This window comes from uncultured Cyclobacterium sp. (assembly GCF_963976465.1).
GTDB lineage: Bacteria > Bacteroidota > Bacteroidia > Cytophagales > Cyclobacteriaceae > Cyclobacterium.
This window is the reverse complement of sequence record NZ_CAXBOC010000091.1, coordinates 1-13,308: the sequence shown is the minus strand read 5'-3', so window position 1 is coordinate 13,308 and position 13,308 is coordinate 1. Positions and strand designations below refer to the sequence as shown.

Here is a 13,308-nt window from a genome sequence, read left to right as displayed (position 1 = left end):
CTCTTCCCTGTTTAATACTTTTCCTCTGTCATATTTCTTTTCAGCATCCCATGTAAATGGCTCGCTCATATGATCGTTCATGCCCAGATCCAGATCTGTCATCAGTATGATGGGGGTCTGAAGGCGATCTGCCAGATCAAAGGAGGTAGCTGTCATTTCAAAACACTCTTTGGGAGTAGAGGGGAATAACAAAGGGTGCTTGCTATCCCCATGGGAGGCATAGGCGGCGATGGTAATGTCCGACTGTTGCGTTCTTGTGGGCATGCCGGTACTGGGGCCAGCCCTTTGCACATCTACCAATACGGCAGGTACTTCTGCAAAATAAGCCAGACCTATAAATTCACTCATTAGTGAGACCCCCGGGCCACTTGTGGCTGTCAGGGATCTTGCCCCATTCCAGTTGGCACCGATGACCATTCCCATGGCTGCCAGTTCATCTTCAGCCTGAACGATGGCATAGTTTTTCTTTCCTGTTTCGGGATCTACTCGGTATTTGCTTGCGAATTTTTCAAATGCCTCTGCAACAGAAGTTGAAGGGGTGATGGGGTACCAAGCCATGACCGTTGCTCCACCATATACGGCACCCAGTCCACAGGCTGTATTTCCATCCACCAGGATTTTATCCTTGACGAGGTCTCTTCTTTCCAGTCTTATGGGTAGGGGGTAGTCAAAATGCTTTTTTGCATAATCCATTCCCAGTTGCAGGGCTTTTACATTCGGAGCTATCAGCTTTTCTTTGCCGGCAAATTGCTCCTTGAGCAATGTTTCCAATACCTCAAACTCTATGTTTAGCAAAACAGAAAGGGCACCTACGTAAATGATGTTTTTGAACAGTTGCCTTTGTCTTGGGTTGCTGTAGTTTGCATTAGCCATTTCCATCATGGGGACTCCCAAGTAATGGATATCCCCCCGGATCATATCCGTATGCAGTTTTTTGGTGCTGTCGTACATCAGGTAGCCTCCGGGATGGACGCTTTCTATGTCCTGCTTCATACTTTGGGCATTGACTGCTATGAGCAGGTCTATGCCTTCTCTGCGTCCCAGGTAGCCCTTTTCACTGACCCTTACCTCATACCAGGTAGGAAGCCCTTGTATATTGGAAGGGAAAATATTTTTAGGGGTGACGGGAATTCCCATCCTGAAGATGGCTTTGGCAAATAGAAAATTGGCACTTGCTGAGCCGGTGCCGTTGACATTGGCAAACCGTGCTACGAAATCATTTACTCTTGCTTGAGGGTGGGCAATGGTTTGTTGCTCCTTCATATACTTCCTGCTTTTGTTACACTGTAAAAATATTGTTGCATGTCCCAGGCGGAGGTGGGGCATCTTTCGGCACATAGTCCGCAGTGAAGACATACATCTTCATCCTTAACCATGACCCTGCCGGTCTTGAGTGTGTCTGACACCAAAATATCCTGAGATTTATTGGTCGCCGGTACCAGTAATTTTTCCCTCAATTGGTCTTCTTCCGGTTCATTGCCGGTAAAGGTGATGCATGAAGTGGGACAAACGTCCATACAGGCATCGCATTCTATGCAGCGGTCCTCTGTGAATTCCGTTTGCACATCACAGTTCAGGCAACGTTGGGCTTCTTTAAAGCCTGTGGGTAGGTTAAATCCCAGTTCGACTTCTTTTTTTCTGTCTACCAAGGTTAGGGATTTCTCTGCCTGAGGCACCAAAAATCGTTCGTCGTTGGTTACCGGGCTGTCGTAACTCCATTCATGGATGCCCATTTTGGTGCTGAAGAGCTTGGTAAACGGAGCAGGCCGTTTTGTAAGGTCTTTTTGCTCGCAGAATAAATGCATGGATACAGCTGCCTGGTGTCCATGTGCCACAGCCGTGATAACGTTCTCCGGTCCAAAGGCTGCATCACCTCCAAAAAAGACCCTTGGATTTGTAGATTGGAAAGTAACCTTATCTACCGTAGGCATTTCCCATTCGTTAAACTCAAGTCCTATGTCCCTTTCTATCCACGGGAAGCTGTTTTCCTGACCTATGGCAATCAAAACCTCGTCTGCTTCTATAAAAACGTCCGGCTCGCCGGTTGGGATTAATTTTCTTTTGCCCTTGTCGTCATAGACGGCATCCACTTTCTGGAATTTCATACCGATCAGCTTGCCATTTTCTACTTCGAAACTGAGTGGTACATGGTTGTCGAAGATATCAATGTCTTCGTGTTGGGCATCTTCTTTCTCCCAGGGAGAGGCTTTCATGTCCTTGAATGGACTTCTAACTACCACTTTTACACTTTCTCCACCCAGACGGCGAGAGGTACGGCAACAATCCATGGCGGTATTTCCTCCGCCCAAAACAATTACTTTTTTGCCGATTTTTTTGGTGTGTTCAAAGGCCACACTGGCCAGCCATTCAATGCCTATATGGATGTTGGCATCTGCTTCTTGTCTTCCGGGAAGTTTAGGCAGGTCACGCCCTCTGGGGGCTCCTGTGCCTACAAATACCGCATCATAATCCTGCTCCAGCACACCTTTTAGGCTGTCTACATAATGCATAAACTGGGTATGGATGCCTAAATCCAAGATATAGTTGACTTCCTCATTGAGTACTTCTTCTGGAAGCCGGAATGCTGGGATCTGGCTTCGCATCATGCCCCCTCCGGCAATCTGTTCGTCAAACAAGTGGATTTCATAGCCCAGTGGTGCCAGGTCTCTGGCCACTGTCAATGAAGCAGGGCCTCCGCCTATCAAAGCTATTTTTTTGCCATTCGAAGGAAACGGAGCGTGAGGCATCAGGGCTTTTACATCCCCTTTATTGTCTGCAGCCACCCGCTTTAACCTGCAAATGGCTACGGGTTCTTCTTCTACTCTTCCTCTTCTGCATGCAGGTTCACAAGGGCGGTCGCAGGTTCTGCCTAAAACCCCGGGGAATACATTGGATTCCCAATTGATCATATAGGCTTCGGTGTACTTTTCTTCTGCAATTTTTCGGATGTACTCAGGGACCGGTGTGTGGGCTGGACAGGCGTACTGACAGTCCACTACCTTGTGGTAATACTCCGGATTACTCGTATCGGTAGGCTTCATTATTATTTTGGGTTTTGACCTTTACTTTGTGGGAGGAAAGGTCGTTGTTGCTAATTCAGATTAATTTTAGAAAACTTAACCCTGCAAACCAAATTATTGGAGAACATTTTTAACACTTAGCCCATTTTCCTTCCTGTATTTATGTTTTTTCGGTCTGCTTTGTATTTGTTTTCTCCTAATTCGCTTGGGTAAAATTGGGTCAACTTTGTACAGCGCGATTGCCCCTCAAAAATATGTGTTTGCAGTGAGGGCGTTCTTAATAAAATCGATATGCTCAGAATTAACTTTTTTAAAATCAAAATGACAGTATTCAATGTAGCAGCTCAACCGGGTGCTATCATGGTAATACCAAACCCGGCGGCTGAGCGGAGCCGAAGCCTTAGGGTTACGTACGCGTAATACCTACCCCTTCCGCCCAGGGTCCAGTATGATATCAAACCGCATCAGAATCCCCCTTGTCAAGGGGGAATTGCAGAAAAAGGTATTTATAGCTGATATTCTGAAATTAATTGGGCTGATAAAACTAGCAGGTAGATCGCTTGTAAATTTGGGGTAGTACTAACAAACAATAAATTTTAAAACTGTAAACTTTTTTCAGGACGGGGCATACATCAAAAGCGGTACTTAATCAAAAACCTCTAAGCATCTATTTAGATCAAGCTGCTTCACATCAAACCCGGCGGCTGAGCGGAGCCGATACCTAACGGCTGAGTGAACTCAATACCCGGTGGCTGAGCGGAGCCGAAGCTATAGGGTGACGTATCCGTAAAACCTACTCCTTCGTCTCCGCTCAGGATCCGGTAACCGGGAAGACTATAAATTTAATTTTCGAATTTGTTTTTTCATAGACTATTAATCTTCTAAATAGCCAAATTTACCATTGTTAAAGTCATTGAATGCTTCCATTAACTCCTCCTTGGTGTTCATGACAAAAGGGCCATGGGCAGCAATGGGTTCATCAATTGGTGCTCCACTGAGCACCAAAACCACGGAATCTTCACTTGCCTCTATAGTGAAGTTTTCTCCATCATTTGCCATTAATGCCAAGTGATTGGTTGGCGTTTTTTCGCTACCGTTGATCTCAATACTTCCTTCCAAAACCAGTAAGACAGTATTGTAATGAGCAGGGAAATCAAAATCTACTTTCCCTCCTTTGTTTAATTTAGCATTCATCATGTGCAAGGGGGTGAAAGTGGAGGCCACACCTTGGACTTCTTTGTAGGCACCTGCTATCACTTCAATCTCCCCTGCATTGTCTTCCAACTGCTGGCGAGGGATTTCCTTATTTTTTATGGCCTGATACTTAGGGGAACTCATTTTGTCCTTGGCGGGCAGGTTGACCCAAAGTTGTACCATCTGAAATTCTCCACCGGTTTTGCTCCATTCTTCTTCATGGTATTCTTTGTGCAATACACCACTCGCTGCTGTCATCCACTGCACATCTCCTTCGCCGATTACTCCGCCACCACCACTGCTGTCATGATGTGCCACTTTGCCTTTGTAAGCAATTGTTACCGTTTCAAATCCTCTGTGGGGATGAACGCCCACCCCCTTAGGCTGACTTGAAGGAGGGAATTTATAGGGTGAATTGTAATCCAACATAATAAAAGGGTTTACCCTCTGCATATCCAACCTGTAACCACTGGGGATAAAATTATGCACACGAAAACCATCACCTACAAAGTGAGGGTCTTTGGGACTTGCTATCAATTCTACTGTTCTTGTTTTCATAGCTCTTATTGTTTAGTACTACAAATTTACCAAGTAGAGAACCTCTGTGCATTGATCTATGATAAGAAGCTATCCCTTGAAATTTTTTTTCGCCAGTTCTTTTCGGACCCGGCTTAGGCTTTCCGGTGTAATGCCCAGATAAGAGGCCACCATTGTCTGAGGAACCCTCAAAAGTATATCCGGGTACATTTTTACAAACTGTAAATACCTGTCTTCTGCATTTGTACTCAGCAATAGGTTGATTCTGTTTTGCAAATGGCGGATATGATTGTGTAGCAGTCGATTGTTGAAATCCGTGAAATTTGGGACCTTATTTGAAAGCATTTGAATAAAGCTTTCGTCTAAAAACACCACTTGACTGTCCTCCAATGCCTGGATGAAATAAACAGAAGGCTGGTTAAAATAACTGCTTTCACGATCGGTTACAAACCAGTTTTCAGGTGCAAAGGACAAGACATGCTCTTTGCCTTTATTGTCAATAGAATATTGTCTTAAAAGTCCTTTTTCTACGAAAAAAGTATGGCTGCAATGTTCGTTCTTTCTCAGTAAAAATTCATCTTTTTTCACCTGTTTTACCTTACAATTTTCAAGGATTGATATAATTTCCTTTTCTTCAATCATAAGGTTTGAAGTCAAGAAAGTTTTAAACGTGGTGTGTTTCATTGTTTTCGGTAACCTGAGGTTTGTTGCTAAAGATCGACTCCTTGCCAAGGCCTGAATTTACAGAAATATACCGGCCATCTGAAAATCATACGGTGAAAATCTGCTTTATGATTTCTTTTCTACAGGTGGTCTTACTTTAGAAGAACCCTTAAAAGGAGTTTGGTAATTACCAATCAGATAATAGTATTGTTAATTTGTGAAAAAACGGTGGTTTGTAAGGGTGTTTTTCCGTATGTTTCCTTAATATTGGTTCATTATTCTCCATTTCCCAAAAATCTTTAACATGGCTACCCGAAGAGGATTTCTTTTAAAAAGCAGTATGTCCGTTTTAGCAATAGGTCTACCACAGGTAGGTTTTTCTTTTTCCAAAGCCCCATTTGCTCCTAAATTTAGCCATAGTCTCGATGTAGTAGCCAAGTTGTTTGACGGCAAACAATGCTGGGTGCATCCCAGAGCGGGCACAGTGGATGGGTCAAAGGAAATAGTCATGACCATGAGTACCCTGGATCTGGAGGGGAGCGATGTCTTTAAAGGCATGTACCAAATCCTAAGCAAAGATGGCGGAAAAACCTGGACCAAACCCCGGAAATCGGAACCTTTGGCACCTAGAATTGAAGATATAAATGGGCAGGAACGGCCTGTGGCAGCAGCGGATTTTTGGCCCAAGTGGCACAGTAAAACCGGTGTATTGCTGGGGATAGGGCATACCATCGTGTACACCCCGGAATGGAAAGTGGCCAATCCCCGACCCAGGCATACAGCCTACTCAGTATATGATCCACAAGCAGAAGACTGGTTGTCTTGGAAAAAGCTCGAAATGCCGGAAGGTGAAACGTTTTTCAGTGCAGGCGCCGGCTGTGTGCAGCGATTGGATTTACCTGATGGTTCTATCTTATTGCCTATTTACTATAAACCTCCGGGAAAAAATTCAAGAGTGGTGGTCTGTCATTGTAGTTTTGACGGTAAGGAGTTGCGTTTTTTGAAAAAAGGCAATTCCTTAAAGGTGGACAATGATACAAGAGGTTTGCATGAACCCTCTTTGATGGAATTTGGGGGTAAATATTTTCTAACCATTAGAAATGACCTGCAAGGTTATATCACAACCAGTGCGGATGGTTTGAATTATGAGGCCATCAAACCTTGGACTTTCGACGATGGTTCTCTTTTAGGCAATTACAATACCCAACAGCATTGGGTCAGGCATTCCGACGCTTTATATTTGGTTTATACCAGAAAAGGAGCGGACAATGACCATGTGTTTAGGCATCGAGCACCCTTATTTATGGCCCAAGTAGATACGGAAAAGCTGGCAGTAATACGTGATACTGAAGTGATATTGGTGCCGGAAAGAGGAGCCAGGCTGGGTAATTTTGGTATTACCGAGATTAGTCCCAAAGAAACATGGGTAACCGTTTCCGAATGGATGCAGCCGGAGGGAGTGGAGCAGTATGGTAGCGATGGCAGTGTTTATGTAGCCAAGATTAAATGGAAAAAGCGGAACAAACTTTTTGGGAAATAGCCTTTATCCCGGGTGCTACGATTGTATTGCTGATAGATAATTAATTACTTATTTAGGTTTTAATTCCTGAATTTCACATAGACCAAACACGGAGGGTAAGGGTATTTACCTATAGTATTTGGACACTTTAATTGAATGAAAACGATTTATTGATACCATTAACCACCAAAGCCAAGTTTTTATGACTGAACATGCCATTAAGCCAAACAGAATCCTCTCCATAGATGCACTGAGGGGATTTGATATGTTGTTTATTATTTTTGCAGACCGTTTTTTTGCAATGCTGCATAAGGGTGGGCAATCGCCTTTTACAGCCTTTCTAGCCGATCAATTTAGCCATCCCGATTGGTTTGGGTCTACCTTTTATGATATCATCATGCCTCTCTTTTTATTTATGGTGGGGGCTGTTATTCCTTTTTCCTTGTCCAAAAGGATGCAGGAAAATACGGGCAAGGCCCAAATTTATAAAAAACTCTTTAAGCGGGTTTTGATCCTGTTTTTTCTAGGCTGGATTGTGCAAGGGAATTTATTGGCTTTGGATATCAATACCTTTAAAATCTTTAGCAATACCCTTCAAGCCATTGCTGTAGGTTATTTCTTTTCTTGTCTGGCTTTTATTTATTTGAGCAAGAATGGGCGCTATATTATGTTTGCTGCATGTTTGATCATTTATGCCTTGATACTCACAGTTCCCAATGTTCCGGGAGTTGGTCAAAGTGTGATTCTTCCTGATAAAAATTATGCGTTGTATTTTGACCATTTGGTATTGGGGCGGTTTGATGATGGCTATCAATACACTTGGGTATTGACAGGTTTTGGATTCATCGCCACAACGCTTTCCGGTTTGTTTGCAGGAGAACTGATAAAATCCGCACTCCCCCGTAAAAAAGTAGCTCTTTACCTTTTGTTGGCCGGAATAGCAGGACTTGCCTTAGGCATGATTTGGGGTATCTGGCATCCAATAGTCAAAAAGATATGGACCAGCTCATTTGTATTGGCATCCTCAGGGGTATGTTTTATTTTATTAGCCATTTTTTACTGGATCATAGATGTAAAAGGTAAGTATAAATGGGCCTTTATGTTTAAGGTGATCGGGATGAACGCCATTACTGCTTATGTGCTTTCCCATGTGATAAGTTTTCCTGATATAGCAGATTTTCTAATGTTCGGGTTAGAACAATATACAGGAGCATATTATGGGGCTTTGACTACACTTGGTGGCTTTGGTTTGCTATACCTAATCCTTTGGTACATGTATAAAAACAATACTTATATTAAAATATAGCAATAAACATTTTACAATAATGATTGAACCCATTAAAACCTGGCTGCCTATTTTAGCAATAGGTAGCCTTTTCCTCTTTTCCTGTGGAACGAACCAGCCTTCTGCAGAATCAAGCATGTATGGTGACAATATGCTTCACAAACTGGCGTATAATAATCCCGGGTTGTTGGTGGACTTGGATGCTGGTTTTAAAGCCGTACCCATGCCCATGGACTTTGATGGGGATGGAGATCTGGATTTGTTGATTTCAGAATCCGGAAGCTATACGGAATCGGGGATTTTCTATTTTGAGAATATATCCGGCAATACAGAAATGCCTGTTTTCAGAAGAAGGATGAAAGTTTCCTTTGAGCGAAGGAGACTTGGAGATGATGGTTCAAGATTTCAGGCTTCATATGTAGATGGCAGGGTGCATGTACTTACACCTGACAGGGTAAGGGAGAAATTGTTGATTTATAAAAATGTGCCTCAAAATGTCTTTTGGGATGAAAATGAAGTGCATTTACCTGATGAAGGCTATGATTACCTGCACAATTGCAAAACAGAATGGAAAATTATTGATTTTGATGGGGATGGCCTACATGATTTGATGGCAGTGGCCACCCGGGACAAATCCAGAACTTATCGTGGAAAATTGGGCAAAGCAGCCGAAAATCTTGATTTTGTTACGGATGGAAAGAGCCATGTATTGTTTCTGAAAAACAGCGGTACAAATGAGGATCCTGTGTATGAAAATCCCCAAAGACTGTTGAAATCAGATGGATCTCCTTTATCTGAAGGGTTATCAATGAAACCCATGTTTGCGGATTTTGACAATGATGGAGACTATGATTTTTTAAGCATTGGTAAAAACCATGAAAATTTTGACATTGACTGGAACGATGATTTTATTATTTACTTCGAAAATACCGGTTCTGCCACGGAATATGCGTATGGTCCCGGGAGAGCTTTGAAAATTGACGGACTCCCTATCCAATATGAGTCCAGGGCCACCATGCATCAGACTGCAATTGATTGGAATAAAGATGGTTTTATCGATCTTCTTGCCGGTGATGAAGATGGAAAAATCTCCTACCTTAAGCATACAGGAGAAATCAAGGATGGTTTGCCACAATTTGCTGCACCGGTGTTTATTCAACAGGAGGCAAAATACGTGGATTTTGGGGCTTTGGTAGCTCCTAGGATTTTCGATTGGGATGATGATGGATTGGACGATATTATTAGTGGAAACGGTGTAGGACACATTGGCTTTATCAAAAACCTGGGAGGGAAGGATCCTGTTTGGGATGCTCCTCAATTGCTTGAGGCAGATGGAGAGCCTATCCGGTTGATTCAAACGGAAGCCCTTCCCAATACTGAGGCCCCAATTTGGGGGTATAGCACCATTGATGTGGGTTATTGGGATGAAGATGATTTGCCGGATATTCTGGCCAATGAACACAATGGAAATATTGTGTTTTTTAAAAATACTGGTAGCAAGAAAGCCCCTAAACTTGCAGCTCCAAAGCCATTGTACGTGGAATGGGAAGGCGAACCACAGCGACCTGCCTGGGTGCCCGGTGTGGCCAAAGCAGACAATGAATTGTTGGCTCCTTGGAGAACATCTCCATTGATTATGGATTTTAATGAAGATGGGTTAAATGATTTGGTCATGCTGGACCATGAAGGTTATTTGGCAGTGTATCCTCGAAAAAAGGTGAACGATAAATTAGTACTGATGCATCCACAAAGGAATTTTGTCTTTCCTGATGGTCAACCCATTTTGCTCAATCAGCGTACAGGGTCGAGCAGTGGGCGGTTGAAAATCACTTTTCACGATTGGGATGGACTGGACGACCTGATTGTATCCTCTAAGCCGGCAGTAGACTGGATGAAGAACAAAGGCATGAAGGATGGTAAATTGGTATTGGAATACATGGGGAGGGTGTTGTCCAAAACCTTGATGGGGCATACCGATGGTCCGGTGGTGTCAGATTTTAATCAAGATGGTGTGCCGGATCTTGTAGTGGGAACCGAAACAGGGCAATTCTATTATTGGCAACGCTCAAGTTTTGATATCACCTCTACCATGACTACTACAGGAAAACAAGGCCCAGCAAACTACCCTTATTTTAAGCGGTAAATGCTTTTGGTAAATAATTAAAGCGAGGATATAGGCAATGGTGCATGTATCCTCTTTTTTTTTAGTTTTAACAGGGATGCTTAAACATGTATAAACAACGTTTTGAATCTAATATTCCTCAAGATTTTGGCGGCATTGTTGCTATTTTTCTGTAACAATGCCGCCAAAATCGTGTTGAAATCAATGGTTTCAACAGGGGCTCACGCCCCTGTCTACAAATTTGGCACCCCTCTGGGCTTTTCGGATTTATTAAACTTTAAAATCGGCATTTACATAGAGATTTTTGTTAACCTGTTGGAGTCAGATAGAATTTTTCAATGGAATCTTAATTAATTGTAGCTTTCAAAATATGGGTTTTATTTAGCTATAGGAATAATATTACAAATACTTCTCCAGAAAAGCATCAATATAAAATTGAGCATATTCATTCACTTTTTTGGCAGCATCCATGGTATGTGGCCAGCCTTTGAGTCGGTGGTAATCATGTTTAACACCGGCCTGATTTAACCAGCTGGCAAGGGAGTCGGATTGGCTGACAGGGACCAAGGAGTCGATGGTTCCCTGGAAAATTAACGTTGGAGGATCATCCGGGCTGATAAAGGTACTTGGTGAGGCAAGTTTGTACATCTCAGGGATTTCTTCATAAGTAGCGCCCATAAAACTAAGTACCTGCTCTGTGGTAATGGCATAGGGAGTAGTGATGTCTACAGGGCCATAAAAATCTACAATCGCCTTTATCTTACTATCTGTGCCAAGCTCCTTACAATCTTGGTTGAATAGTGCTTCATCCCCTCCATAACCGAGCAATAGCGAAAGGTGTCCACCCGCAGAGCCTCCGATCAACGCCATGCGATCCGGGTCAATGCCATAATCAGCTGCATGTTGTTTGACCCATTTGATTCCACAATTGACATCCTGGGCAGCTGCCGGAAATTTCGCAACACCTGATAGCCTGTAGGAGAGGGTTACCGTAACATAACCTTTTTGGGCGTAATCGATCATATAGGGCAAATAATCCTGTCTTTTACCTTTTTTCCAAGCTCCACCATGGATAAATACCATCGTAGGGGCAGGAGCTTTCAAGCCTTTCTGTTTGTAGATATCCAATTGTAAGTCAACATCTCCAATGGTTTTATATGTGATATCTTTTATTGCCTCTAAATCATCCGGTACTGGAGGTTTCGAATCGATTAATTCCAACATTCCCGAACCGTAGGCCATTTTGAGGAGTGTTTCATTCATGTATCCCTTGGGTGCTTTGAGTGGGCGGTCAGGGTCTGTAGCAGCAGTTTTGCATCCCAATAAACTGAATAAGGTAAATAGTACAAGAAGTGTATTTTTCATAATGCGATGTTTGATCTTAATTAAGCAATGTTTGTCCATAGGATTCGGGTTAATATTGGATAAGGTATTGGCCTTTGCTGTAAGTTGAGGTTTTAATTTTTAATTTTTTTGTCTCCGGGTTGTATTCATAATCAACTCCTTCTAAGCGTAGTTTTCCATCCAAAGTTATATTTGAAGGTTTGTCTTGGGAGAAGATATTTAGGATGTGTGGAATTTGTTTTCCGGAAATTTCAACCTGTAAGTTTTTTCCTGAGTTTTTATAAGTCAAGACCGTGCTTTTATCCTTTTCCCTAAACACCTCAAAATTGGATTCTTCCAGATCAGGATAAATTAGGAAAGTTAAATAACCTTCATCCTCAGGTTTTCCTATCCCTGTGTAAGCGCGTTTGATGTTCATTGGTACGATGGCTCCTTCTTTGATAAAAACCGGGTATTCTTCCAATGGAAATTCTTGTTCAAAAGTGGTGGGCCCTTCGATTAGCTTTGTATCATCAAACCAATAGCGCCACTTCCCTTTCGGGAGTTTGACTTCATTTACCAATCTGTCCTGATAAATGGGTGCAACCAATAGACTTTCCCCAAACATATAATGATATTTCCCTTCTAGGGGTTGCATGAGTACCCTTCCACCTTTATGGGCTGTAACCACATAATGATACATGTAGGGAACCAACTCGGTGTGCAACCAAGAGTATTCTCGAATGATATTTAATTCTTCCTCACTGCGTTTCCAAAGCCTTCGTTCCCCATGTCCGCCGTTTAAAAACAAGCCATTGAATGCGGAAAATTGCGCCCACCTAATGTATAATCTCGCTGGGATTTTATTTCCCGAAAATCCCGCAATATCAGATCCTATGATATTGTAGCCCAAATCAGCACTTTTTAGGATGCTTGTAATCGCGGATTCAAAACCCTGAATACCTTCCAGTGCAATGTCTACCTTGTCTTCTTTGGCTTCTTCTAGCATTTCACTGGTCACCCATTCATGTGTTTGGTCACCTACCCAGTTTACCGGTGAAGCATCAAAGGGAGCAAAACCTTCCGGATGAAAACCTCGGTCCATGGATCTTGACAAGGTGACAAATTCAGGGTTCTGTGTCAGACCATGCCGGTATTCATCTCGGTAATAATGGTCCATATAGGTTCGCGTGGTCATAAGACCTGAAGCAGTTTTTTTGTAGAAGAAAGGGATGCCTCCAATGTTTTTCCAAAATAAAGTGGCGGTACCATCCAGCTTCCAGCCATCTATTCCCAAATCAAATACCTCCTGCTGCATGCCACGCCACCATTTCATGGCCTCAGGATTGGTGTAATCAATAAACCCGCCTCTTCCTTTCCACCATTTGTTCTCTATCCCATCAGAGACAAGGTATCTTTTGGATTTTGCTTCTTCAAACCAGGTAGGATCTTCTTTCAGTTGGAGGTCTTTGTTATAAGAGTTGACCATGGTTGTCATCCACAACACTACACGATACCCTTCGTCTTGAAGCTTAAAGAACCAGTTTTTATAATCCGGATAAAGTGTGGTGTCCACTTTGAAATCATTGTACCGGTAGGCCCAAGGACTGTCAATAAGTATGGTCCTAACGGGAATGTCGTGTTC

At 42.8% G+C, this 13,308-nt stretch carries 9 protein-coding genes; 3 read left to right on the top strand and 6 right to left on the bottom strand.

The genetic code is table 11. The features are described 5' to 3' along the window. From AAC037_RS07270 to AAC037_RS07255, 4 genes are all read right to left on the bottom strand, one after another. Nucleotides 1-1,263: 2-oxoacid:acceptor oxidoreductase family protein (locus AAC037_RS07270; protein WP_339902357.1), on the bottom strand; the 1,263-nt coding region annotated here is incomplete at its 3' end. Beyond that, nucleotides 1,260-3,041, bottom strand: coding sequence for an FAD-dependent oxidoreductase (locus AAC037_RS07265; RefSeq protein WP_339902356.1), 1,782 nt, complete (start codon nt 3,039-3,041; stop codon nt 1,260-1,262). The genes AAC037_RS07265 and AAC037_RS07270, both read right to left, overlap by 4 nt. An 852-nt stretch (nt 3,042-3,893) precedes the next feature. After that, on the bottom strand, nt 3,894-4,772 hold the full coding sequence (locus AAC037_RS07260) for a pirin family protein (RefSeq protein ID WP_339902355.1): 879 nt from the start codon (nt 4,770-4,772) through the stop codon (nt 3,894-3,896). Nucleotides 4,773-4,841: 69 nt separating this feature from the next. After that, on the bottom strand, nt 4,842-5,435 hold the full coding sequence (locus AAC037_RS07255; RefSeq protein ID WP_339902354.1) for a Crp/Fnr family transcriptional regulator: 594 nt from the start codon (nt 5,433-5,435) through the stop codon (nt 4,842-4,844). A gap of 319 nt (nt 5,436-5,754) precedes the next feature. On the opposite strand from AAC037_RS07255, the gene AAC037_RS07250 reads away from it, so the two are divergent. The 3 genes from AAC037_RS07250 (at nt 5,755) to AAC037_RS07240 (ending at nt 10,361) form a co-directional block, all read left to right on the top strand. Beyond that, nucleotides 5,755-6,954 (top strand): sialidase family protein, encoded by a 1,200-nt coding sequence (locus tag AAC037_RS07250; RefSeq protein ID WP_339902353.1) that lies wholly within the window; start codon nt 5,755-5,757, stop codon nt 6,952-6,954. Nucleotides 6,955-7,135: 181 nt separating this feature from the next. Continuing rightward, nucleotides 7,136-8,239, top strand: coding sequence for a DUF5009 domain-containing protein (locus tag AAC037_RS07245; protein WP_339902352.1), 1,104 nt, complete (start codon nt 7,136-7,138; stop codon nt 8,237-8,239). A 19-nt stretch (nt 8,240-8,258) separates the two neighbouring features. Further along, nucleotides 8,259-10,361, top strand: a complete 2,103-nt coding sequence (locus AAC037_RS07240; RefSeq protein WP_339902351.1) for a VCBS repeat-containing protein — start codon at nt 8,259-8,261, stop codon at nt 10,359-10,361. 378 nt (nt 10,362-10,739) lie between these two features. Here the strand turns inward: AAC037_RS07240 and AAC037_RS07235 are convergent, their stop codons facing one another. After that, nucleotides 10,740-11,705: an alpha/beta hydrolase gene (locus AAC037_RS07235; protein WP_339902350.1), complete on the bottom strand. Its 966-nt coding sequence runs from the start codon at nt 11,703-11,705 to the stop codon at nt 10,740-10,742. Between the two features lie 49 nt (nt 11,706-11,754). Beyond that, nucleotides 11,755-13,308 (bottom strand): TIM-barrel domain-containing protein (locus AAC037_RS07230; RefSeq protein ID WP_339902349.1); only part of this gene is annotated, 1,554 nt, incomplete at its 5' end.